The sequence below is a fragment of the Kitasatospora sp. NPDC004799 genome (genome assembly GCF_040609095.1).
Taxonomy (GTDB): domain Bacteria; phylum Actinomycetota; class Actinomycetes; order Streptomycetales; family Streptomycetaceae; genus Kitasatospora.
Map to the genome: position 1 here is coordinate 1 of NZ_JBEXJK010000103.1, position 22,130 is coordinate 22,130.

22 protein-coding genes and 2 pseudogenes are annotated in these 22,130 nt (G+C 73.7%); 8 read left to right on the forward strand and 16 right to left on the reverse strand.

Annotated elements, in window-relative coordinates; translation table 11 throughout:
• Positions 1-95, reverse strand: a pseudogene (locus ABZW03_RS15795) (thymidine kinase); the annotation flags it as partial.
• 192 nt (positions 96-287) lie between these two features.
• Here ABZW03_RS15795 and ABZW03_RS15800 point away from each other — a divergent pair.
• The 3 genes from ABZW03_RS15800 (at position 288) to ABZW03_RS15810 (ending at position 1,933) form a co-directional block, all read left to right on the forward strand.
• Entirely contained in the window at positions 288-461 is a 174-nt protein-coding gene (locus ABZW03_RS15800; protein WP_355257451.1) for a hypothetical protein, read from the forward strand.
• 135 nt (positions 462-596) lie between these two features.
• On the forward strand, positions 597-1,031 hold the full coding sequence (locus tag ABZW03_RS15805) for a sec-independent translocase (protein ID WP_355257454.1): 435 nt from the start codon (positions 597-599) through the stop codon (positions 1,029-1,031).
• Between the two features lie 233 nt (positions 1,032-1,264).
• Positions 1,265-1,933 carry a hypothetical protein gene (locus tag ABZW03_RS15810; RefSeq protein WP_355257457.1) on the forward strand — a complete coding sequence of 223 codons (669 nt, stop codon included), beginning with the start codon at positions 1,265-1,267 and terminating at the stop codon, positions 1,931-1,933.
• A 141-nt stretch (positions 1,934-2,074) separates the two neighbouring features.
• Here ABZW03_RS15810 and ABZW03_RS15815 read toward each other — a convergent pair.
• The 6 genes and pseudogenes from ABZW03_RS15815 to ABZW03_RS15840 form a co-directional block, all read right to left on the reverse strand.
• A pseudogene (locus ABZW03_RS15815) lies at positions 2,075-2,691 on the reverse strand (site-specific integrase); the annotation flags it as partial.
• 509 nt (positions 2,692-3,200) lie between these two features.
• Entirely contained in the window at positions 3,201-4,220 is a 1,020-nt protein-coding gene (locus tag ABZW03_RS15820) for a ParA family protein (protein ID WP_355257460.1), read from the reverse strand.
• Between the two features lie 245 nt (positions 4,221-4,465).
• On the reverse strand, positions 4,466-5,626 hold the full coding sequence (locus ABZW03_RS15825; RefSeq protein ID WP_355257463.1) for an Mrp/NBP35 family ATP-binding protein: 1,161 nt from the start codon (positions 5,624-5,626) through the stop codon (positions 4,466-4,468).
• Positions 5,627-5,682: 56 nt separating this feature from the next.
• The gene (locus tag ABZW03_RS15830; protein ID WP_355257506.1) at positions 5,683-6,183 is read right to left on the reverse strand and encodes a DUF1003 domain-containing protein; all 501 of its coding nucleotides are present in this window, start codon (positions 6,181-6,183) and stop codon (positions 5,683-5,685) included.
• 124 nt (positions 6,184-6,307) lie between these two features.
• Entirely contained in the window at positions 6,308-7,606 is a 1,299-nt protein-coding gene (locus tag ABZW03_RS15835) for a CBS domain-containing protein (protein ID WP_355257466.1), read from the reverse strand.
• 128 nt (positions 7,607-7,734) lie between these two features.
• The gene (locus ABZW03_RS15840; RefSeq protein ID WP_355257469.1) at positions 7,735-8,274 is read right to left on the reverse strand and encodes a hypothetical protein; all 540 of its coding nucleotides are present in this window, start codon (positions 8,272-8,274) and stop codon (positions 7,735-7,737) included.
• A 231-nt stretch (positions 8,275-8,505) separates the two neighbouring features.
• Here ABZW03_RS15840 and ABZW03_RS15845 point away from each other — a divergent pair, with 231 nt between their 5' ends.
• Positions 8,506-9,351 carry a DMT family transporter gene (locus tag ABZW03_RS15845; protein WP_355257509.1) on the forward strand — a complete coding sequence of 282 codons (846 nt, stop codon included), beginning with the start codon at positions 8,506-8,508 and terminating at the stop codon, positions 9,349-9,351.
• A 19-nt stretch (positions 9,352-9,370) separates the two neighbouring features.
• Here the strand turns inward: ABZW03_RS15845 and corA are convergent, their stop codons facing one another.
• Positions 9,371-10,492 (reverse strand): magnesium/cobalt transporter CorA, encoded by a 1,122-nt coding sequence (gene corA / locus ABZW03_RS15850; RefSeq protein WP_355257472.1) that lies wholly within the window; start codon positions 10,490-10,492, stop codon positions 9,371-9,373.
• A 513-nt stretch (positions 10,493-11,005) separates the two neighbouring features.
• On the opposite strand from corA, the gene ABZW03_RS15855 reads away from it, so the two are divergent.
• Positions 11,006-11,647, forward strand: coding sequence for a suppressor of fused domain protein (locus ABZW03_RS15855; protein WP_355257475.1), 642 nt, complete (start codon positions 11,006-11,008; stop codon positions 11,645-11,647).
• Positions 11,648-11,675: 28 nt separating this feature from the next.
• Here the strand turns inward: ABZW03_RS15855 and ABZW03_RS15860 are convergent, their stop codons facing one another.
• From ABZW03_RS15860 to ABZW03_RS15880, 5 genes are all read right to left on the reverse strand, one after another.
• Positions 11,676-12,536, reverse strand: coding sequence for a PHP domain-containing protein (locus tag ABZW03_RS15860; protein ID WP_355257478.1), 861 nt, complete (start codon positions 12,534-12,536; stop codon positions 11,676-11,678).
• 48 nt (positions 12,537-12,584) lie between these two features.
• Positions 12,585-13,223, reverse strand: coding sequence for a DUF6758 family protein (locus ABZW03_RS15865; RefSeq protein WP_355257481.1), 639 nt, complete (start codon positions 13,221-13,223; stop codon positions 12,585-12,587).
• A 307-nt stretch (positions 13,224-13,530) separates the two neighbouring features.
• Complete coding sequence (locus ABZW03_RS15870) at positions 13,531-13,689, reverse strand: hypothetical protein (protein WP_355257512.1); 159 nt, start codon at positions 13,687-13,689, stop codon at positions 13,531-13,533.
• Positions 13,690-14,098: 409 nt separating this feature from the next.
• Positions 14,099-14,974 carry an alpha/beta hydrolase gene (locus ABZW03_RS15875; RefSeq protein ID WP_355257484.1) on the reverse strand — a complete coding sequence of 292 codons (876 nt, stop codon included), beginning with the start codon at positions 14,972-14,974 and terminating at the stop codon, positions 14,099-14,101.
• A 273-nt stretch (positions 14,975-15,247) separates the two neighbouring features.
• Positions 15,248-17,314 carry a DEAD/DEAH box helicase gene (locus ABZW03_RS15880; RefSeq protein ID WP_355257487.1) on the reverse strand — a complete coding sequence of 689 codons (2,067 nt, stop codon included), beginning with the start codon at positions 17,312-17,314 and terminating at the stop codon, positions 15,248-15,250.
• A 692-nt stretch (positions 17,315-18,006) separates the two neighbouring features.
• On the opposite strand from ABZW03_RS15880, the gene ABZW03_RS15885 reads away from it, so the two are divergent.
• Positions 18,007-18,735, forward strand: a complete 729-nt coding sequence (locus tag ABZW03_RS15885; RefSeq protein ID WP_355257490.1) for a ferritin-like fold-containing protein — start codon at positions 18,007-18,009, stop codon at positions 18,733-18,735.
• A gap of 24 nt (positions 18,736-18,759) precedes the next feature.
• On the opposite strand, the gene ABZW03_RS15890 is transcribed toward ABZW03_RS15885, so the two are convergent.
• From ABZW03_RS15890 to ABZW03_RS15900, 3 genes are all read right to left on the reverse strand, one after another.
• Entirely contained in the window at positions 18,760-19,086 is a 327-nt protein-coding gene (locus ABZW03_RS15890; RefSeq protein WP_355257492.1) for a hypothetical protein, read from the reverse strand.
• A gap of 135 nt (positions 19,087-19,221) precedes the next feature.
• Positions 19,222-19,449: a DUF3107 domain-containing protein gene (locus ABZW03_RS15895; protein ID WP_355257494.1), complete on the reverse strand. Its 228-nt coding sequence runs from the start codon at positions 19,447-19,449 to the stop codon at positions 19,222-19,224.
• Positions 19,450-19,580: 131 nt separating this feature from the next.
• Positions 19,581-20,243 carry a TetR/AcrR family transcriptional regulator gene (locus ABZW03_RS15900; protein WP_355257497.1) on the reverse strand — a complete coding sequence of 221 codons (663 nt, stop codon included), beginning with the start codon at positions 20,241-20,243 and terminating at the stop codon, positions 19,581-19,583.
• A 221-nt stretch (positions 20,244-20,464) separates the two neighbouring features.
• Here ABZW03_RS15900 and ABZW03_RS15905 point away from each other — a divergent pair, with 221 nt between their 5' ends.
• On the forward strand, positions 20,465-21,367 hold the full coding sequence (locus ABZW03_RS15905) for an alpha/beta hydrolase (RefSeq protein ID WP_355257500.1): 903 nt from the start codon (positions 20,465-20,467) through the stop codon (positions 21,365-21,367).
• A gap of 523 nt (positions 21,368-21,890) precedes the next feature.
• A partial coding sequence (locus tag ABZW03_RS15910; RefSeq protein WP_355257503.1) for a DUF3492 domain-containing protein occupies positions 21,891-22,130 on the forward strand: 240 nt, incomplete at its 3' end.

Consider the following 22,130-nt stretch of genomic DNA (forward strand, 5'->3'; position numbering starts at 1 on the left):
ACCGTCCGGGCGTTGTGGGTGGCCCGCGCTCCGCACCAGCAGAGCGCCTCGACCTGGAGCACCTCCACCCGGTCGGCCAGCTCGATCAGCCGCTGATGGGCCGGCGCTCCGCCCGCCCCGAGCCCGCCGCCCCCGCCCGTCCGCAGCCGTCCGCGGCCGCCGTCCGCTCCTCCGTGCGCGGCCGCCGGCTGGTGTTCGCCGCCGCGGGCGCCTTCTCCGTCGCCGCGGTGACGCTCGGCGGCGTCGGCGGGATCAACGCCCAGGGCGAGGACCGCCACGGCACCACCGTGAGCCCGCCCGGCCCCGGCACCGGCCGGGGCGGCGGCCTCGTCCCGATGAACGCGCAGGTCCCGGTGGACTTCCCGGTCCGCCCCGTCGCCGCGACCCGCGACACGACCCCGTCGGGCTCCCCGGAGCGCTACCCCGGGGGCGTCGCCGCCCTGCGCCAGCAGACCCGCTAGGAAGCGCCCCCGACGGATTCGGACGGCCTCGGCCACCGGCAGGTCTTTACCACGGCTTCATCCCGGCGTGGACCAGGGACTCGCCGGTGGCCATTACCCTGTAGGAACCGTCGTCCGACGAGCTAGGGAGCAAAGGTGTTCAGCGACGTAGGTGGGCTGGAGATCCTGACCCTGATCGTGATGGCGATCATCATCTTCGGTCCGGACAAGCTGCCGAAGCTGATCCAGGACACCATGGGCTTCATCCGGAAGATCCGTTCCTTCGCCGACAACGCGAAGGAGGACATCCGCAGCGAGCTGGGCCCGGACTTCAAGGACTTCGAGTTCGAGGACCTCAACCCCAAGACCTTCGTCCGCAAGCAGCTCATGGGCGGCCAGGAGGACCCGCTGGGCCTCAAGGAGATGAAGGACTCGCTGGACATCCGCTCCGTCCTGGACGACAAGCCCGCGGCGCCGGTCAACGGGCGCAACGGCAGCGTCAGCTTCGAGAAGTCCGCGCCGGCCGCCGCCTCCACCGGCGCCCCGCTGGCGCCCGGCGAGCGCCCCCCGTTCGACCCCGACGCCACCTGATCCGCCGCTGATCCGTACCGCGTTCGGCGCCCCGGCGCCGCGCCACCGCCCCGCCCGGCCACCCGGCTGAGCGGGGCGGCGGCGTGTACGCCGCTATTGTGCTGATTGTTCCCGCTGAGCCGTCCGTCACACCGCGCCCCGTCGCGGACCAGGAACGGCCCCGGGGAGCGCCGCGGTACGCCACCATGGGAGCGCGCCACGGCAGGCAAACGTGTGTTTGAGGAGGCCCGGGGATGGACGCGACGAGTCAGGCGGGAGGGGCGACGGCCACGGCCGGCGCCCCGGTGGTCGGCGGACAGGCCGGCCCGGCGGACCCGCTGGTGCCCTACCTGTCCGCCGACTTCCCCTGGTACGGGCTGGACGAGGGCTGGACCGGCCGTCGCTTCCTGCTGCAGGCCGGCGCCGGGCCCCGCACCGCGGGCAGCGTCGACTACGGCTCGCTCGGCCACGGCGAGGAGCCGGCCCGGCAGTACGAGCCGCGCGACGTACGGAAGTTCGCGGTCGTGGTGACGGTGGCCCGCCGGGACAGCCGCCGCAGCGCCGACAACACCGGCACCCTGGAGGCGACCTCCGCCTCCTCCGCCGCCTGGTTGGCCGGCTCCGGCCTGCTCGCCGGGACCTGGCCCGGGCAGCTGGACCGGGCGCTGCGCCAGGACTGGCTGGACCAGCAGAGCAGCCTCGCCTGGGACCTCGCCGACGACCTGGCGGGCCCCGGCTGGTCCACCCTCAGCCTGCCGGTCAACGGCCTGCCGCAGCCCTTCCGTTACCGCGAGTCCGAGTACGGCTGGGTGCTGGCCGGCGAGGCCCCCGGCGTCCTGCTCGGCGCCTACGGACGCGGCGTCAGCGCCTACGGCATCGGCTTCTCCACCGTCCCGGACCTGGCCGCCTACACCCGGCCGTAGGGCGTTCGCGACGAACGGCGCAGGCCTCGCGGCGGTACGGCGGAGGGCCGGGCGGTCGATCCCACCCGGCCCTCCGTCGGTCACGCCGTCAGAACTTATTCAAATCAGCCAAGTTGTCCTCTGACCTGCTGCGATGAGGCCCTAGTCGGTCCCGTGGGCCGTCTCCGGGTCGTCGGCCGTCTCGGGGCCCTCCCCGAAGGCGGAGTCGACGACCTCCCTGGTGCGCTTCTCGCTGCTCGGCATGAGGTGGGTGTAGGTCCGGAGCGTGAATGCCCGGGTCGTGGTGCCCCAGGTACTCGCTCAGCGCCTTGATGCTATCCTCGGCGTCCAGCAGCACCGAGGCATAGAAGTGCCGCAGCGCGTGCATCCCGTTCTCCCGGCTGTGCTGGGCGCCGGCCGCAGTGAGGGCCGGGTGCCAGACGTCTCGGTTGAAGCGGTTGCGGTTGAGGTGCCGCCCCTTCCCGTCGACGAACAGCAGCTCCGCCGTGACCGGAAGCCCGTCGACGTCGCGCCACGGGAGCGTGATAGGGACCGGGGTGTGTGCGGCGAGGCGCGCCCGAAGGGCCCGCGCGACCGAGGCGGACAACGGCACCTTGCGGGTCTCGTTGCCCTTCGGCAGGGAGAACACCGGGCGGTTCCGGATCAGCCGGACCTGCCGGTTCACGTGCACCACGCCTTCGCTGAAGTCCGACGTCGCCCACGGCCAGGCCGAAGATCTCCCCCTGCCGCAGACCGCAGCCGCCGGCCAGGTCGACCATCGGCCGGTAGTGCGCCGGGAACGTCCGAGACCGAGCGCTTCGCCACCAGCACACTGGAGCACACTGAGAGCGTCCGCCGTATGGTCGCGGCCCAGCGGCTTCTTCGGAATACCCAGGACGGCTACTGGGTGGCAGCCTCGCGTGGCGACGCGGCTCAGCATGCACTGACCGGGACCGTGCCGACTTTTGGAGTCCAGGTCGCTGCTGTCCTGTCATACCATGCCGCCTCGCGGGCTGAGGTGTTTGGAACTTTCAGAGCTGCGGGTGTGAGGGGATGATCTAGGCAGTCCGCAAGGTCGAAGCAACGGATTTGGATGGACATCGTTGGCCGTGCTTTAAGGCCGGGGATGACGCGACGGTAGCGTTCTGTCAATAAGCTAGTTGGAGCCTGTCGGAATCATTGAGCCTTCGGGTCCCTGGCTGCCGTAGTTTCGGTGGTTTTCAATCGATTCCAGGGCATAATAAATCGGATGGCCTTCGACTCTATTCGAAGGCCATCCGATTCATTGTCAGAGAAGCTCGGCGAGGCTTTCCATCGCCGCGACGCAGTTCGATCGATATTCATCGTGCACGGTAACCCTGTGCCCCATGACGTCAAGCTTTCCGGACGGCAGGCCGTAAAGCGGGCAGCCTCGGGCAAAGGCTACAACGCCTGTTGTCTGGAAGTCGCGAATATCTACGAGGCCATCGCTAGTGGTGTCGAAGGTGAAGATGTCGGGATTGCTCTCGATAAGCTTGGCGACATCCTCTTCGATCGACCGAAGAACTGCGGCGTAAGCCGATGCGGGGCCCATGTATTGCGTCAGTCGGTTCTTGGCGATCACGTGCACCTTGGGTAGTTCTCGGTCGGCGGCACGGAGTCGGGTGGCAAACGCGTAGGTGGCGTAGATGTCGGATGGCAGTTTCAAGCCGTAGACCAGCGAGAAGGCGTTCTGGATTGCGCGACGTGAGGAGTCGTCTGCCATTACTGGCAGGATCAGGCGATCCACGGCCGACAAGGCGATCTGAGTGTAGATCGAGAAGCTCGGGTTGCAGTCGACGAAGATGGTGTCGTACTGGTCGCGAATTGGCTCCAAGAGGTCTCGAATCCAGTCAACGACCGAAAGCCAGGCGTTAGTTCCGGGGATTTGGTTGTTAGCGAGGGTGGAGATTGCGTTCGCCTGGAGTTCGAGAAGGGGGTCGCCGCACACCAAGTCGATATTGCCTGGAACCGCCGGATTGTACTGGCGTGGACGGGTGATGAAATCGGATGGCGTGATCACCGGCGGTGCGTATGGCGAGGGGAGTCGCTGCTGGAAGTAGCCGCCGAGCGTTGCTCGGGGAAATTCTCCTTGCCGAGCGAGGAGCTTCCCGCTTCCATCGTTTGAAAGCCCGCCGAGGAAAAGCTCGGAGAGGTTTGCCTGGGGGCAGACATCGATTGCGAGAATGCGCTCTTCAGGATGCTGGTTTGCGTAGAAGCAGATGGACTGGAAGCACAGGCTCGTCTTGCCGGTGCCGCCCTTGTTGTTCCAGAACGCGTAGGTCGTCACGCTTCCTCCAAGGTCGCCTGCCCGTACCATAGCGTCCAGAATGGACGCTGTCACGTCCGGGTTGGACGCTTTAGTGTCCGTGGTGATTGAGCGGGCAGAAGGCGGCCCCTGCGCTGAGTGTGCAGGGGCCGTCGGTGGGCCGTGCGAGGGGTGCCGGGGGCGACCGACATTGACAGGTGATGGCGGCAAACGGGCTGGTCAGCGGGGTGGGCGGGTGCCCAGCCGCTGACCAGCCCGGTGCTTGATTAGAACTTGTTCTTCGGCGTCAGGCCCAGCGACATCCCGGACAGGCCGCGCTGGCGGCCGCCGAGCTTGCCGGCCACCGCGCGCAGGGCGGCACCGGCCGGGGAGTCGGGCGCGGCGAGCACGACCGGGCGGCCGTCGTCGCCGCCCTCGCGCAGCCGCACGTCGATCGGGATCGAGCCGAGCACCGGGACGGTCGCGCCGACGGTGCGGGTGAGCGCGTCCGCGACGGTCTGGCCGCCGCCGGTGCCGAAGACGTCGATCATCTCGTCGCAGTGCGGGCACGGCATGCCAGACATGTTCTCGATCACGCCGACGATCTTCTGGTGGGTCTGCACCGCGATGGTGCCGGCCCGCTCGGCCACCTCGGCGGCGGCCATCTGCGGGGTGGTGACGATCAGGATCTCCGCGTTGGGGACCAGCTGGGCCACCGAGATCGCGATGTCGCCGGTGCCCGGCGGCAGGTCCAGCAGCAGCACGTCCAGGTCGCCCCACCAGACGTCGGCGAGGAACTGCTGGAGCGCGCGGTGCAGCATCGGGCCGCGCCACACCACCGGGGCGTTGCCCGGGGTGAACATGCCGATCGAGATGACCTTCACGCCGTTCGCCTGCGGCGGCATGATCATGTCCTGGACCTGGGTCGGCCGGCCCTCCACGCCCAGCATGCGCGGCACGCTGTGGCCGTAGATGTCGGCGTCCACCACGGCGACCTTCAGGCCGTCGGCGGCCATCGCGGCCGCCAGGTTGACGGTCACCGAGGACTTGCCGACGCCGCCCTTGCCGGAGGCGACGGCGTAGACCCGGGTCAGGGTGCCCGGCTTGGCGAACGGGATCTCCCGCTCGGGGGCGCCGCCGCGCAGCAGCTGGGAGAGCTCCTTGCGCTGCTCGTCGCTCATCACGTCGAGCTCGACCTCGACGCCGGTCACGCCGGGGACCTTCCCGACCGCCTCGCGCACCCGGGTGACGATGGTGTCGCGCATCGGGCAGCCGGAGACCGTCAGGTAGACCGCGACGCGCACCGCGCCGCCCTCGGCGATCTCGACCGATTTCACCATGCCGATCTCGGTGATCGGGCGGTTGATCTCCGGGTCGTTGACGGTCGCCAGCGCCTGGCGTACGGACTCCTCCGTGACGCCGGCCGCGACCTCTGTCTCGTTGGCCATGCCTTGATGGTACGGCGCCGACGGATCCCCTTAACCCGTCGGTAGCGTGCCGCCGGTCACAGCCGTTCGGGGGCCTCCCGGCGCTCGTCGATCTCCTTGAGCAGGGACTGGAGTTCGGACCGGACGAAGTCCCGGGTGGCGACCTCGCCGAGCCCGTGCCGCAGGGCCGCGACCTCGCGGGTCAGGTACTCGGTGTCGGCGATGTTGCGGTCGCTGCGGGCCCGGTCCTGCTCCATGTTGACCCGGTCCCGGTTGTCCTGGCGGTTCTGCGCCAGCAGGATCAGCGGGGCCGCGTACGAGGCCTGCAGCGACAGCGCCAGGGTCAGGAAGATGAAGGGGTACTCGTCGAAGCGCGCGCTCGCCGGCAGCAGGGTGTTCCACGCTATCCAGACGATGACCACCACCGTCATCCAGACGATGAACCGCCCGGTGCCGAGGAAGCGGGCGATCCGCTCGGACAGGACGCCGAAGGCCTCCGGGTCGTAGGAGGGCAGCGTGAGCAGGCCGGGCCGCGCGGTGCGCGGCTGGTCGAGCCGGGTGCGGCCGGTGCCGGTGATCGGCGCGGTCTCCGCGCGCCGGTCGCGGGCGCCCTCGCGGGTGCGCAGTTCGCGCAGCTGACGCAGCTGGCGCAGTTCGCCCTGGAGGCGCCGGCGCGCGGAGTCGTCCGGCCGTTTGCTGCGGTCACCGTCCACCGGTCACCCCTTCCCTGTCGTCGTCGTGGTCCCCGTCGTGGGTGTGCAGCGCGGCGTCGCGCCAGTCGTCCGGCAGCAGGTGGTCGAGCACGTCGTCGACGGTCACCGCGCCGAGCAGGTGGTCCGCCTCGTCCACGACCGGCGCGGCGACCAGGTTGTAGGTCGCCAGGTAGCTGGTGATCAGCGACAGCGGGGTGTCCGGCGGCAGCGGGTCCAGGTCGTCGTCCACCAGCGAGCCGACCAGGACGTACGGGGGCTCGCGCAGCAGCCGCTGGAAGTGCACGGTGCCCAGGTAGCGGCCGGTCGGGGTCTCGTTCGGCGGGCGGCAGACGAAGACCTGCGCGGCCAGCGCGGGCTTGTGGTCGCTGATCCGGACCCGGGCCAGCGCCTCGGCGACCGTCGCGTCCGGCTCCAGCACGACCGGCTCGGTGGTCATCAGACCGCCGGCGGTGTCCTCCTCGTACGTCAGCAGGCGGCGCACCGGCGCGGCCTCCTCCGGCTCCATCAGCTGGAGCAGCCGCTCGGCCTCGTCGCCCGGCAGCTCGGAGAGCAGGTCGGCGGCGTCGTCCGGGTCCATCGCCTCCAGGACGTCGGCGGCGCGCTCCTCCTGGAGCTTGCCGATGATCTCGACCTGGTCGTCCTCGGGCAGCTCCTCCAGGACGTCGGCCAGCCGCTCGTCGTCGAGGGCGGCGGCGACCTCGGCGCGGCGCTTGGCGGACAGGTGGTGCAGCACGCTGGCGAGGTCGGCGGGGCGCAGCTGCTCGAAGGTGGCGAGCAGGTTGGCCGCGCCCTGGTCCTGCTCGGGGACCGAGAAGCCGGTGACGTCCTGCCAGTCCAGGGTGAGCCGCTCGCCCTTGCCCTTGCGCAGCCGGCCGGCCCGGCCGACCTGGACGAAGACCTTGCTGATCTCCCACTCGCGCAGCCGGGTCTGCACCATGCCGACGTCCAGCACGGTGACGGCCTCACCGGTCTTGGACCAGGTGACGGTGCGGTCCAGCAGCTCGGCGAGCACCAGGGTCTCGGACGGGCGCTGCTCGAAGCGGCGCAGGTTGATCACCCCGGTGGTGAGCACCTGGCCGGACTCCAGGCTGGTCACCCGGGTCATCGGCAGGAAGATCCGGCGCCGGCCGACCACCTCGACCACCAGGCCCAGCACGCGCGGCGGGCGGCCGCCGAGCCGCAGCGACACGACCACGTCCCGGACCCGCCCGACCTGGTCGCCGTTCGGGTCGAAGACCGCGATGGCGGACAGATGGGAGATGAAGACCCGGGTGCCTGGCCCTGCCATAAACCCTCGCCTCGTTCGACGCCGTTCCGGAGGTGCGCCGGGGGCGCACCCGCGGCCAAGGCTACCCGCGGGTCCGGGGCCCGGCCGGGAGGCACGGTAGCCGTCGGACGCGTCCCGGGCGTGAAGCTTTAGCGACGCTTGAACAGCAGTTTGGGCAGCCCGGCCGGGATCGGGCGGCGGGTGGTGGCCGGGGTGGGCACCGGCTGCGCGGCGTGCGAGCCGTCCGGCATCGCCCCGGGGCGCTCGGTGAGCGGGCCGGCCGGCTCCAGCCGCAGCACCCGGCACTCACGGGCCCAGCGGGCGGTGATGGCGTCGGTGTCGGGCGCGTTCAGCCGCTTGCCCTTGAGCTCCTCGACGGCGCCCAGCCAGGCCTCGCCGTCCGGGGTCAGCTCGACCACCCGGGCGCTCCAGCCGGTCAGCCGGCCGCCCTTGTCCTTGCTGCGGACGGTGACCACGGCCCCGGCGCCGGGCTCCAGGCCGTGCAGCGGCTGCTCGCCGCCCCCGCCGACCACCACGACCGCGCCGTCGTGCCAGGCGTGCCACAGCGGCCGGGCGTGCTCCTGCCCGTCCGCGCGCACCCAGAGCAGGCCGGACTTCTTCGCGGCCTCCTCCAGCAGGGCCTGGTCGAGGAAGTCGTCGGCGGTCGCGGCGGCGGGCGTACGGTCCATGGCGGACAGCGTACGGCCACCGGGGGGCGTCCGGTGGGGCAACCGGGGCTCCCGGGACGTCTCAGCCTCCGGGCGACAGTTCCATTGCGCCGCCACGGGCCTTACCGTATGACCGCCCCACCCCCGCGACCAGCAAGGAGCGCCGTGCCCGCCGTCCGGCCCGCGACCGCCCCGTCCGCCGCCCCCGCGACCGCCGGCCCGTCCCCGGCGCACCCGCTCCCCACCCTCGACCTGCTGCTGCTCGCCGTCTCGATCGGCGGCATCTCGCTCTCCGGCCCGCTGATCAGCGCCACCGCCGCGCCCGCGCTGGCCATCGCCTTCTGGCGCAACGTCATGTCGGTCGGCGTCCTCGGCCCGTACGCGCTGCTGCGCCACCGCGCCGAGCTGCGCGGGATCGGCCGGCGGGCGCTGCTGCTCGCGGTGGCCGCCGGGACGCTGCTCGCCGTGCACTTCGCGCTCTGGATGCCCAGCCTGCGGATGACCTCGGTGGCCTCGGCCACCGCCCTGGTCACCGCCACCCCGCTGTGGACCATCCTGCTGATGCGGCTGATGGGCGTCCGGGCGCCGCGGCTGGTCTGGCTCGGCACCACCGTGGCCTTCGCCGGCGTGCTGGTGCTGACCGGGGTGGACCTCTCGCTCTCCCCGCGCGCGCTGCTCGGCGACGCGCTCGCGCTCGCCGCCGGCCTGGCCGCGGCGGGGTACATGCTGCTGGGCGCCGAGGTCCGCAGGACCGTCAGCACCACCGCGTACACCCTGGTCTGCTACGCCACCACGGCGGCGGTGCTGCTGGGGATCTGCCTGGTCGCCGGGACGCCGCTGGCCGGGTGGCCGGCCGGGGCGTGGTGGCAGATCGTGCTGCTGATGGTCACCGCCCAGCTGCTCGGCCACTCGCTGAGCAACCGCGTGGTGCGCAGCCTCGGGCCGTCGATCACCTCCACCGCGATCCTGCTGGAGACCCCGGGCGCGACGCTGATCGCCGCCCTCTGGCTCGGCCAGTGGCCCCCGGCGGCCGCCTACCCGGCGGTGGTGCTGATCCTGCTCGGCCTGGTCCTGGTCGCCCGCGGCGGCCGCCGGTAGCCGCGGGCGGGGCCGGCGCTCAGAGCCAGCCGTTGCGGCGGAAGCCCCGGTACATCCCGACGCAGATCAGCACGACCGTGCCGAGCACCATCGGGTAGCCGTACTTGTGGTGCAGCTCGGGCATGTAGTCGAAGTTCATGCCGTAGACGCCGGTGATCATGGTGGGCACCGCGAAGATCGCCGCCCAGGCGGTGATCTTGCGCATGTCCTCGTTCTGCGCCACCGAGACCTGCGCCAGGTTCGCCTGCAGCAGCGAGTTCAGCAGCTCGTCGAAGCCGTGCACCTGCTCGGCGACCCGGGCCAGGTGGTCGGCGACGTCCCGGAAGTACTTCTGGATGTCCGGGTCGACCAGCCGCTGGAGCGGCTCGGACAGCTGCTGCATCGGGCGCAGCAGCGGCACCACGGCGCGCTTGAACTCCAGGACCTCGCGCTTGAGTTGGTAGACCCGGCCGACGTCGGCGCTGCGCCCGCCCTTGGCCGAGAAGACGCCGTACTCGATCTCCTCCACGTCGTTCTGGAGCCGCTCGGCGACCAGCAGGTAGTTGTCCACGACGTGGTCGGCGATCGCGTGCAGCACCGCCGCCGGGCCCTTGGCGAGCAGCCCGGCCTCGTCCGCGTCGGCCTCCAGCCGGTGGCGCAGCTCCTGCAGCGAGCCGTGGCCGCCGTGCCGGACGGTGATCACGAAGTCCCGGCCCGCGAAGACCATCAGCTCGCCGGTCTCCACCACCTCGCTGGTGGGCGTCAGCTGGTCGTGCTCGACGTAGCGGATGGTCTTGAAGACGGCGAACAGCACGTCGTCGTAGCGCTCGACCTTGGGCCGCTGGTGCGCGTGCACCGCGTCCTCGACCGCGAGCGGGTGCAGGCCGAAGCGCTGGGCGATCCCCTCGAACTCGGCCTCGGTCGGCTCGTGCAGCCCGATCCAGCTGAACGATCCCTCGCCCTCGGGGAGTTGGTGCGCGGCCTTGACCCGGCGGGCGGCCTCGCGCGGGCTGCACGTCTCGCCCCGGCGCTTGCCGTGCTGGTAGACCGCGCAGTCCACGACCGCCGAGGCGGCGTCCTCGGGCAGGACGTCGTAGACGCCGGCCGCGCCGCGGCGGCGGTTGGTGCGGACGGCGGCGCGCAGGCTGTTGATCATCGACATGGCAGGCTCCCAGAGGCAGGAACCGTCGCGCGGCGGCACGGAAGGACGAACGTTCGGCCGCGGTACGACGGCGGAGAACACCGGTGGAACGGGGAATGAAAGTGCTCTCCCGGCCGGGTCGGCCCGCCATGGGGCCCGTGCCCGGGGCTACCGCGGCTGGATCAGCCGATGGGGCCTGCGGGGCGCGGGGTACGGGGAAGGCGGGGCCGGGCAGAGCTGCCGGTACTGCATGGTCGGCCGGTATCCACCGCAACCACCTCCTTCGCGCCGCCGCCCCGGGACGAAACGATCCCGGTGGCCAGTCGCTCACCCTAACATCTGACCGGGTGTCGAAGCCGACGGGTTGCCCGGAGGTTTCCGAAGCCTTTACGGGATCCTGGTGCCTCCCGCCCCGCCTCCGCCCGGCCCGCGACCGCCTCCGGCCCGTCCGCGCCCGACTGCCGGCCCGGCCGGGACCGCCCGCCGACCCGCCCGCACGCGGCCCGCGAACCCCCGGGGGTTACGCTCACCGGCATGGCGCACGACTTCCCGCTCTTCGGCGACCCCCACGGCGGCAGCTCCCCGGAGCTCTCCCGGGAGGCGGTGCTGGCCGCCGTCGAGGCCCGGCTGATCTCCACCTTCGGCGAACCGGGCGGCCGCGCTGCGGTCACCTTCCTCGGTGCCGACCGGATCGAGGTGCTGCGCTTCGGCCCGGACGCCGAGGGCCTGGTGCGGTACGCCACGCTCGGCATGTCCGCCGCGCCGATGGCCGACCCGACCTCGCCGGTCGCCGACCAGGTGCGCGGCCCGCGCGTCGAACTGGTGCTCACCGTCCGGGGCGGGCGCGACAGCGTGCTGCGCACCCTGGCCACCTTCGCCGCCACCCCGCAGGTCGAGGGCCTGGTGGTGGCCCCGGGCGGCTCGCTGGACCTCGGCTCCCCGCTCTGGGACGGTGCGCCCTTCACCTCGGTGCTGGCGGCCGAACCGGGCGGCCTGGTCGAGGACCTGGAGCTGGCCGAGCCGGCCGACCCGGTCCGCTTCCTGCCGCTGCTGCCGATGACGCCCAACGAGGCGGGCTGGAAGCGGGTGCACGGCGCGGCCGCGCTCCACGAGCGCTGGCTCGACCAGGGCACCGACCTGCGCGACCCGGACCGGCGCGGCGTCCGGCTGGACTGACCGGCGCGCCGCCCGGCCCGGCGCCGGTTCAGCGCCCGATCGGCTGCGCGCCGGTGGCCTGCGCCAGCAGCGCCTCGTACACCTCCGGGTCGGTGGTGTGCTCGCCGAGCCGAACGGTCTTGCGGGTGCCGTGGTAGTCGCTGGAGCCGGTGACCAGCAGGCCGAGTTCGCCCGCCAGGCCGCGCAGCCGCGCCCTGGTCTCCTCGTCGTGGTCGGTGTGGTCGACCTCCAGCGCGGCCAGCCCGGCCGCCGCGAGGTCGGCGATCACCTGGTCGGAGACCGTCCGGCCGCGCTTGACCGCGCCCGGGTGGGCGAAGACCGGCACCCCGCCGGCCGCCCGGACCAGCCGGACCGCCGCGACCGGGTCGGTCTCGTGCTTGCGGACGTCCGCCCGCCCGCCGTTGGCCAGCCAGTCGGCGGTGAAGGCGTCCGAGACGGTGGCCACCACGCCCGCCTCGACCAGCGCGCTGGCGATGTGCGGCCGCCCGACCGAGCCGGCCCCGGCGATCCGCTGCACCTGCTCCCAGCTGATCTCCGCGCCGAGCTCCCGGCAGCGCTCGACGACGGCCCGACCGCGCCGGAACCGGTCGGTGCGGACCAGGTCCCGCTCGCGCGCGAACTCCGGCTCCGCGGGGTCGAACAGGTACGCCAGCAGGTGCATGCTGATGTCGTCCACGGCGCAGGACAGTTCGGCGCCCGGGACGACCGTCAGCCGGCTGCCCGCGGGCAGTGCGCGCAGCGCCGCGGCGGCCTCGGCGTGGCCGGCCACGGTGTCGTGGTCGGTCAGCGCCACCACGTCGAGGTCCGCGGCGACGGCTGCCGCGACCAGCTCGGCCGGGGTGTCGGTGCCGTCGGAGGCGTTGCTGTGGGCGTGCAGGTCGATGCGCACGGATCGGCTCCTGGGGGCTCGTGGGTGCCGCCCAGGATAGGCCAGGGGTCAGCCGAGCAGCCGGGGGGAGAGCGCCCCGCAGGGCAGCAGGTCCAGTTCGGCGCCGGCCTCGCGCAGGTCGGTGAGCACCAGCTCGTCGTACATCACCAGCGCGGACTGCTCGGGCCAGGCGACCGCCCAGAGCCAGAGGCCGCGGGCCTCGCCGACGAACACCGCGCGGTCCGCCGGGGCGTCCGGGACGTGGAACATCGGGGTGGGCCGCCCGGCCGCCATCAGCTTGGCGTCGGCGGGCTTGTAGAGGCCGACGGAGTCGCCCGGGTCCGGCCCGGGCAGGCCCGCGTAGCGGGCGCCGAGGCCGACCCCCAGCTCCTCGGCGACCAGCACCAGTTCGCCGAAGCCGCCGAGCGGGGCCGGGCCGGAGCAGGCGACGGCGGTGGCCCGGGCGCCCGAGACGTCGTCGCCGACGTGGGCGATGCCGGTGTAGAGCCAGCCGACCGGGAGCGGCCAGGGCAGCCAGACCGGGACCTGGGAGCGGGCGACGGCGACGCCGAGGGCCTCCACACTCGGCGGCAGCACCGGCTGCATCGGGTGCACGGCTCCGTGCCGGTCGCACTGCCAGGTGTCTGAGAACAGACCGGGGGCGCGGACCCGACCGGCGCACCTCGGGCAGCTTGGCTCGCCCCTCATAGCCGTCAACGCTCCTCCCTCCGGACCGCCGCGTCAAGGACGATCACCCGTACGGAGGGCTCGGCGGAACCTGTCGGTGGCGGTCGCCCGACCGGCGCCGGGTGAGGCGCGGTGCGGACGGCTCCCGTTGGGGGATGTCCCGTCCCGGGCGGCGGCAAACGTCCGGGCGCCGGCCCCGGACGCACTGACGCCCCGTCATCGGCGAATGCGGTGACGGGGCGTCAGTCGGGTATCGGAACGTCCGGATCGGACGCTCCCGGCTCGTCGGCGGCGGGTGAGGACTCCGGGGCGGAGCCGCCGCGCCGGGTCAGACGGTCGGGCACGGACGGATGAGGACGCGCTCGCCGGTGCGGGCGGCGGCCTGGACGACCTCGCGCACGGTGGCGGCGTCGGCGATCTGGCGGTCGGTGGCGGAGCCGTTGGCGTCGTCAAGTCGGACGATCTCGAAGCGCATGGTCTTCGTCATGGGCGTCTCCTTTCCTGACCCCGCGGGGCGGGGCGGTCGCGGCTGAGTCGGTATCAGCCCTTTCGGGGTCGTGCGGATCCGGCGGCGGGGCCGGACCGGGCGGGTCGTGGTCGCGCGTACGGCGGTCTGCTGCGGCAGGGGATCGCAAGGGCTGTTGCTGCGCGCCCACTGCGTCCGGTGCCTCGGGTACCACGGTGAGGTGGCGGTGCTACCGGGCCGTTGCCCGCCCGTGAAGTCCAGGTTTCGGGCGATCGGCGCCGGCGTGGAGGCCGGCGATGATTCCCGGACAGAATCAAAGATTACCGTAACTAACGACTTTTGTCCTCTGTTGACGCCGATCGACGTTGTAGAAGTGGTACAGACCACTCTTCGGGCGCCGGCGGAACCGGCGCGGCCGTTCCGGCGTCGGTCAGGCCCAGAACGCGGCCAGCGCCTCGGCGGTGGCGGCCGGCCGCTCGGCGTTGGGGGAGTGGCCGGCGTCCGCGACCACCACCCGGCGGGCGCCCAGGCGCTCGGCCATCGCGGTCTGCTCCGGGACCGGCCAGGCGTAGTCCCGCTCCCCGGACAGCACCAGCAGCGGCAGCCCGGCGGTGGCGGCGGCCAGCTCCGCCACCCGGTCCGGCGCGGCCACCAGGTGGCCGCCGGTGACGGTCAGCGCCAGCGGCACGTTGGCCAGCCAGCGCCGGTGCAGGAACTCCGCGACGGCCGGCTCCGGCCGCGGCCGCGGCTGCCCGCTCTCCGCCTCCAGCTGCCGCATGACCTGCCAGATCTGCTCCAGGTCCAGGCTCCGCAGGGCGTCCAGCAGCAGCCGGGTGCGGGCCGCCTCGGCGGGGTCGATCGCGCCCGGGCCGGTGGACACCAGGGTCAGCGACCGCCAGGGCAGCGGGCCCTCGGCGGCTGCGGCGAGCACCGCCTCGCGCACCACCTGGCCGCCGAAGGAGTGCCCCAGCAGGTGCAGCGGCGTGCCGTCGGCCGCCAGCGCCTCGGTGAGCGCCCGGACGTCCGCGCCGAGCGCCCCGACGCCGTACGCCGCCGGGTCGTCCGGGCCGCCGGTCTGGTACTGCCCGCGCTGGTCCACGGCCGTCACCCGGTACCCGGCGGCCGCCAGCGGCTCCAGCAGCCCGATGAAGTCCTCCTTGCTGCCGGTGAACCCCGGCACCAGCAGCGCCGCGCCCCGCACCGGCCCGGCCGGCTCCGCCCGCAGCGCCGCGAACTCCCCGCGCCCGGTCACCACCCGCTCGGCCCGCGCGCACCCGGGCAGCGTGACGAACGGCGGCGTGCTCATGGGCTGCTCTCCCTGCTGGTCCTGCCGGCGGTTCCCCGACACCCCGAGCCTAGGGCCTTACGTCACACCCGCGTCTGCGGGGCGCCGCTCCCCGGCCTGGAGGCGCCCCCACCTTCGCCTCGCGCCGCACGCACCCCGACGCCGCGCCGCCCGCCCTCCGGGCGAACGCCGGGAGGGGCGTTTGCCGTGGGTGTCGGCGGCGTCCGGGAACGCCCGAGGGGGCGGGCCGGGCCGGGTGGCCTGGCTCGCCCCCTCGGGGGAGACACGGGGGTGTCAGCTCTCCGGGGTGGCCTCCACGGGCGCGGCGACCTTGCGGGTGCGGGTGCGCTTGCGGGGGGCCGGGACCTCGGCGGCGGCCTCGGTGGCCGGGGCCTCCGGGGCGGTCTCGGCGACGGCCTTGGGCTTGCGGGCCCGGGTCGCCTTCTTCACCGGGGCCGGAGCCTCGGCGGTCTCGGCGGCGGCAGCAGCGGCCTCGACGGCCTCGGCCTTGGGCTTGCGGGCCCGGGTGGCCTTCTTCACCGGGGCCGGGGCCTCGGCGACCGCCTCGGCGGCGACGGCCTCGACGGCAACCGCCTCGACGGCCTCGGCCTTGGGCTTGCGGGCGCGGGTGGCCTTCTTGGCCGGAGCCTCAGCAGCCGCCTCGGTCTCGGCGACCGGAGCCGCGGCCTCGACCGCCTCGACGGCCTCCGCCTTCGGCTTGCGGGTCCGGGTGCGGGTGGCCTTCTTCGCCGGAGCCGGGGCCGGAGCCTCGGCGACCGCCTCGACAGCGGCCTCGACGACCGCCGCGGCCTCGGCCACGACGGCCTCGGCGGCCGGGGTCGCCTCGACCGCCACCGCGGCCTCGGCCGCAGCGGCACCACCGCGCGAGCGACGGCGGCGACGGCGCGGCGCGGCCTCGCCATCGGCGCCCTCGACGGCCGGAGCCGGCACGGCGGCCTCGGTCACGACGGCAGCGGCCTCGCCCTCGGCGCCGACCACCGAGCCCCGGCGGGTGCGGCGGCGCTCACGGGTGCGGCGCGGCTTCTGCTCCTCGGTCTCGGCCGTGGCGGCACCGGCGCCCGGACGGCCGGAGCCGCCCTGGCCACCGCGGCCGCCGCGCTCACCGCGCTCACCGCGACCGCCGCGGCCCGAGCGGGAGCCGCGTCCACCGGTCTCGCCGAGGTCCTCGACCTCCTCCGCGCCCAGCCCGGCGCGGGTCCGCTCCGAGCGCGGCAGGATGCCCTTGGTGCCCGGCGCGATCTTCAGCAGCTCGTACAGGTGCGCGGAGGTGGAGTAGGTCTCCTCCGGGTCGTTGAACGGCAGGTCCAGCGCCTTGTTGATCAGCTGCCAGCGCGGGATGTCGTCCCAGTCGACCAGGGTGACGGCGGTGCCCGAGGCGCCGGCCCGGCCGGTGCGGCCGATCCGGTGCAGGTAGGTCTTCTCGTCCTCGGGGCACTGGTAGTTGATGACGTGGGTGACGCCCTCGACGTCGATGCCGCGGGCCGCGACGTCGGTGCAGACCAGCACGTCGACCTTGCCGTTGCGGAAGGCCCGCAGGGCCTGCTCGCGGGCGCCCTGGCCGAGGTCGCCGTGGACCGCGCCGGCCGCGAAGCCGCGCTGGGTCAGCTGGTCGGAGACGTCGGCGGCGGTGCGCTTGGTGCGGCAGAAGATCATCGCCAGCCCGCGGCCCTCGGCCTGCAGGATGCGCGAGACCATCTCGACCTTGTCCAGCGAGTGCGCACGGAAGATGTGCTGCTCGATGTTGGCGACGGTCGCGCCGGTGTCGTCCGGGGCGGCGGCCCGGATGTGGGTCGGCTGGCTCATGTACCGGCGGGCGAGGCTGATGACCTGGCCCGGCATGGTGGCCGAGAACAGCAGGGTCTGCCGCTTGGCGGGCAGCATGGTGATGATCTTCTCGACGTCGGGCAGGAAGCCCAGGTCGAGCATCTCGTCGGCCTCGTCCAGGACCAGCGCGCGGACCTTGGACAGGTTCAGCTTCTTCTGCCCGGCCAGGTCGAGCAGTCGGCCCGGGGTGCCGACCACGATGTCGACGCCCTTGGTGAGCGCCTCCACCTGCGGTTCGTACGCCCGGCCGCCGTAGACGGCGAGGACGCGCACGTTCCGCACCTTGCCGGCGGTCTGGAGGTCGTTGGTGACCTGGGTGCACAGCTCGCGGGTCGGGACGACGATCAGCGCCTGCGGGAAGTCCGAGAGCTGGTCCTCGGTGGCCCGGCCGGCGTCCACGTCGGCGCGCACGACGGCCCGCTCGATCAGCGGGAGGCCGAAGCCGAGGGTCTTGCCGGTGCCGGTCTTGGCCTGGCCGATGACGTCGTGGCCGGTCAGCGCGACCGGGAGGGTCATCTCCTGGATGGGGAAGGGGTGGACGATGCCGACGGACTCGAGTGCCTCGGCGGTCTCCGGGAGGATCCCCAGTTCCCGGAAGGTCGTCTTGATGGGTTCAGCGGTGGTGGACAGGGTGCTGCCTCTTCCGTGTGGAGGGGCCGAGAGCGAGCGGCGGGCGGGCAGCCGCGCGGCTGCCTACGGGCCTGGGCGGCCCTGATACAGCTGCGCGAACGCTCAACCGCGCCGGTCCCTGCGGCCGGCCGGTGCGCGCTGCCCTGGTGCGGGGCGCGTCGCCGGCGGCGTCGGGGAGGGTTCCCGTGAGGGACCTGCGCGGGACCTCCGCCTCGGGGCGTGGTCTCGGCGGCCCTCGCTCGGCCACTGATGCGGTGCCAAGGCTTGAAGTCCAAGCCATGGTCGGAGCCGATCGGCTCTCCGACCGGGCATCCGCGTACGTGAGTACCCGTGCCACCGGTGCGGACACGTCCGGCTGGACGGTGCCGCTACGGAGGGTTCGCGCGGGGTACCGAGACGGCGGTGACACCATGCGAACACGACGGGCTCCGTACCACCATACAGTCAGGCGACGACTCGAACACGTGACGCGTCTGACATTGCCCCCGGCAACTGCCGCCGAACCGGCCGGTCCGGCCGGTCACCCGGGCGCGGCCGGTGGTGGGGGAGCGGGCCGGGCGGGACTAAGGTGGCAGGTCATGGAGACCCATGGTGAGACGCAGGACGCGGCGGCCGGCTCGATCGGGGACTGGGCCGCGTGCTCGGCCGACCCCGGGTACCGGGCGGCGGTGCTGGACCTGCTCGGCGCGCTCGCGTACGGCGAGCTGAGTGCCTTCGAGCGGCTCGCCGAGGACGCCAAGCTGGCGCCCGACCTCGCCGACAAGGCGGCGCTGGCCCGGATGGCCTCCGCCGAGTTCCAGCACTACCAGCGGCTGCACGACCGGCTCGCCGAGATCGGCGCCGACCCGCAGGAGGCGATGCGCCCCTTCGTCGAGCCGCTGGAGCTGTTCCACCGGATGACGGCGCCCTCGGACTGGCTGGAGGGCCTGGTCAAGGCCTACGTCGGCGACGCCATCGCGACCGACTTCTACCGCGAGGTGGCCGTCCGGCTGGACGACGACACCCGCGACCTGGTGCTGAGCGTGATGTCCGACACCGGCCACGCCCAGTTCGCCGTCGACAAGGTCCGCCAGGCCATCGAGGCCGACCCGCGGGCCGGCGGCCGGCTCGCCCTGTGGGGTCGGCGGCTGATGGGCGAGGCGCTCAGCCAGGCCCAGCGGGTGGTCGCCGAGCGCGACGCGCTGTCCAACCTGCTGGTCGGCGGCGTCCAGGTGCAGGGCTTCGACCTGGTCGAGGTCGGCAAGATGTTCAACCGGATCACCGAGGCGCACACCCGGCGGATGGCCGCGCTCGGCCTGGCCTCCTGACGGGCCCGGGCCGCCGGCAGCGCCTCAGGCCGCCCGGTGCCGCCGCGCCGCGCGGTGGGTGCCGGGCCGGTGCGGGTGGTGCCGGTGCGCCGGAGCGCGCCCGGCGGCGAGGTCCGGCCGGGCCAGCAGCGAGGTGAGCACGCCCGAGGCCACCGCCGCGGCCGCGACGGACACGGCCGGCTGGCGCCCGTCCACGCTGAAGTGCGCGACCACCCCGCCGACCAGCGCCGCCGCCAGCGCGGTGCCCATGGTCAGGCCCCGGGCGGCCCGGAAGTACGCGGGCCGGGCCAGCAGGGCGGTGCCGCCCGCGACCAGGCCGACGAGGGCGAAGGCGATCGACTCGACCAACAAGACTGCCTCCCGGGGGACGGGCCCGCGGCACCGGCGCCGCACCCTCGCCGTACCCCGTCCCGCCTGGCCGTACACGCGACGGTGCCCCGCTCCCTGACGGGAACGGGGCACCGGACGGTCCTGTGCGGCGGCGCCTCAGGCGGTGCCGAAGCCGACCTTGCGGGCGGCCGGCTCGCCGATCTCCACGTACGCCAGGCGCTCGGCCGGGACGATGATGCGGCGGCCGTGCTCGTCGGACAGTGCGAAGATCTTCTCCGAGCCCTCCAGCGCCTTCGCGACCGCGCTCTGGACCTCATCGGCAGTCTGCGAGCTCTCGATCACGATCTCGCGCGGCGCGTTCTGCACGCCGATCTTGACCTCCACGGCTTCCGTCCCTCCGGGGTTGCAGCCTCCACGCACGGGCACCGGACCGCCTGGGACAAGCGTTCGCGGCGACCGTGCCGTACGGCTTCACCATAGAGCACCGGATCCCCGGCCAGGCGAAGGCCGGTGGATCAGCCCTGGTGGGCGGCGCCCTCGCCGGACTGCTCGCCCGGGTGCATCGGGAAGCCCTTCAGGCCGCGCCAGGACAGGCTGGCGACCAGCCGCACCGCCTCGTCGCGGGGGATCTCCCGGCCCTGCGAGAGCCAGTACCGGGCGGTGATCTGGGCCAGGCCGCAGACGCCGGCGGCGAGCAGCTTGGACTCCGCCTCGGGCAGGTCGGTGTCCTCCTGGATCACCTTGCTGACCAGCGTCGCGCTCGCCTCGGAGGCCCGCTCGACCCGCTCGCGCACGGCCGGCTCGTTGGTCAGGTCCGACTCGAAGACCAGCCGGAAGGCGCCGGAGTCGCTGGAGACGTAGTTGAAGTACGCCTCCATGGTGTTGGCCACCCGCTGCTTGTTGTCGCTGGTCGTCGACAGCGCCTCGCGGGTCGACTCGACCAGGGCGTCGCAGTGCTTGTCCAGCAGCGCCAGGTAGAGCTCCAGCTTCCCGGGGAAGTGCTGGTAGAGCACCGGCTTGCTCACCCCGGCGCGGTCGGCGATGTCGTCCATGGCGGCCGCGTGGTAGCCCTGCGCGACGAACACCTCCTGGGCGGCACCGAGCAGTTGTTCACGGCGGGCGCTTCGCGGCAGGCGGGCACCGCGCGGGCGCTCCTGCGCCTCCTGGATGGCCGTCACGGCGCTCCTCACTTCGGGTCTGTTCGGGGCTGGCAAGATGGCCGATTCTACTTTTCGGTAACCGCGCCCGCGTTCGGCGGAGGCGAGAAAAGACGGTCGGCCTGGTTGTCAGGAGCCCACAATACGGCGCTGACCTCGGCCTCGGCAGTGGTGCGACGGAGGCGTCCGACGGCCGGACCACCCCGGGGCCGCTCGGCCGCGGCTCACTACCATCGTCCACCATGAGCAGCGCTGAGCAGCAGGTACGTACGGTCGAGGTCCCCGGCGCGGTGCTCGCGGTGCACCGCCCCGCCGACGACGGCGCTGCCGACGGGCGCGAGCCCGGACTCTTCGTGCACGGCCTCGGCGGCTCGGCCGCCAACTGGGAGGCCCTGATGGGCCGGCTCTCCGGGCACGTCGACGGCGAGGCCGTGGACCTGCCCGGCTTCGGCCGCTCCCACCCGCCCACCGACGGCAACCTCACCGTCTCCGGCCACGTCCGCGCGGTGATCGGCTACCTGGAGGCGGCCGACCGCGGCCCGGTCCACCTGTTCGGCAACTCGCTGGGCGGTGCCGTCGCCGTCCGGCTCGCGGCCCTGCGCCCGGACCTGGTGCGCAGCCTCACCCTGGTCTCCCCGGCCCTGCCCGAGCTGCCCCCGCAGCGCTCGGCCTGGCCGACCGGCCTGCTCGCGGTGCCCGGCGTGCCCGCGGTGCTGCGCCGGCTGTCCGCGGGCGGGCGCGACGCCGAGGCGGCCACCGAGGACCTGCTGCGGCTGGTCTACGGCGACCCGGGCAGCCTGAGCCCGGAGACCCGGGCCCAGGCGGTGGCCGAGTACCGGCGCCGGCTGGAGGTGCCGCACGCGATGCAGGCGCTGGTCGGCTCGGCCCGCGGCATCGTCTCGGCGTACACCGAGCGCGGCGACCAGGCGCTGTGGCGGCAGGCCGAGCAGGTCGAGGCGCCGGTGCTGCTGGTGTACGGGCTGCGCGACAAGCTGGTCTCCTACCGCTCGGCCCGCCGCGCCTGCGCGGCCTTCGCGGACGCCCGGCTGCTGGTGCTGCCGGCGTCCGGGCACGTGGCGATGATGGAGCACCCCGACGAGGTCGCCCGGGCGGTGCGGGAGCTGATCGCGCACTCGGCGGGCTGAGCCCCGGGCCGCGGGCCGAGCCCCGGGCCGCGGGCCGAGCCCCGGGCCGCGGGTCGAGCGCATTCCGCCGGCCGGGGTCGCGCGGGCGGCTGCGCATACCGCCCGGTAACGGCCCGGCCGGGGCCGAGGTCACGGCGGTTCACTCGATCAGGTGGCAGGCAGGCATGTGACCGATGGATCGGCCCGGGCCGGTCCTACCTTTCTGCTGTCGGACCGAACAGGTGTGGGGGAGCCGCGGCCGCCGGAACAACCGGAGGGCGGCCGCGGGGGCCCGGCGGGTCGGGCCCGACCCGCCGGTGCGGGCGGGGCGCCCGGGGGAACGGAGCGCGGCGCGTCCGCAACCGGCCCGCCGGCGGGCCGCACCGAGGCAACCGCGGCGCCGCCCCGGGCCGACCGGACCCCCGCCGCCGACCGTCCCCGCCGCCGTCCGGGGGCGCCCCGGGCGACCGCTCGGGCCGCCCGGAAACCCGCCGATCCGTCCGCGATCCCGCCCAGCGAATCCGCCCTGCCCTGGAGGTCTCCCGTGCGCGTTGCCCTGCTCACCGAGGGTGCCCGTCCGCATCCCCAGCGTGGCGCCGGAAGCTGGTGCGACCGGCTCGCCGAGGGCCTGCCGGAGCACGGGTTCGAGCTGTACCTGCTGACCGGCCGGGAGGGCCGGGGCGGCGGCGCGCAGCCGCTGTCCGGCCTTGAGCACGGTGGTGACGCTGATCCGGCAGTGGTCGGCCTCGGACTCCGCGACGGTGTCGGACTTCTCCGGGCCCTC

Coding starts and splice junctions, on each gene's coding strand:
- ABZW03_RS15835 (WP_355257466.1), bottom strand. CDS start 7,606: ATGGCAGGGCCAGGCACCCGGGTCTTCATCTCCCATCTGTCCGCCATC.
- ABZW03_RS15855 (WP_355257475.1), top strand. CDS start 11,006: ATGGCGCACGACTTCCCGCTCTTCGGCGACCCCCACGGCGGCAGCTCC.
- ABZW03_RS15880 (WP_355257487.1), bottom strand. CDS start 17,314: ATGACCCTCCCGGTCGCGCTGACCGGCCACGACGTCATCGGCCAGGCC.
- ABZW03_RS15865 (WP_355257481.1), bottom strand. CDS start 13,223: ATGAGGGGCGAGCCAAGCTGCCCGAGGTGCGCCGGTCGGGTCCGCGCC.
- ABZW03_RS15810 (WP_355257457.1), top strand. CDS start 1,265: ATGGACGCGACGAGTCAGGCGGGAGGGGCGACGGCCACGGCCGGCGCC.
- corA (WP_355257472.1), bottom strand. CDS start 10,492: ATGTCGATGATCAACAGCCTGCGCGCCGCCGTCCGCACCAACCGCCGC.
- ABZW03_RS15870 (WP_355257512.1), bottom strand. CDS start 13,689: ATGACGAAGACCATGCGCTTCGAGATCGTCCGACTTGACGACGCCAAC.
- ABZW03_RS15875 (WP_355257484.1), bottom strand. CDS start 14,974: ATGAGCACGCCGCCGTTCGTCACGCTGCCCGGGTGCGCGCGGGCCGAG.
- ABZW03_RS15825 (WP_355257463.1), bottom strand. CDS start 5,626: ATGGCCAACGAGACAGAGGTCGCGGCCGGCGTCACGGAGGAGTCCGTA.
- ABZW03_RS15885 (WP_355257490.1), top strand. CDS start 18,007: ATGGAGACCCATGGTGAGACGCAGGACGCGGCGGCCGGCTCGATCGGG.
- ABZW03_RS15840 (WP_355257469.1), bottom strand. CDS start 8,274: ATGGACCGTACGCCCGCCGCCGCGACCGCCGACGACTTCCTCGACCAG.
- ABZW03_RS15905 (WP_355257500.1), top strand. CDS start 20,465: ATGAGCAGCGCTGAGCAGCAGGTACGTACGGTCGAGGTCCCCGGCGCG.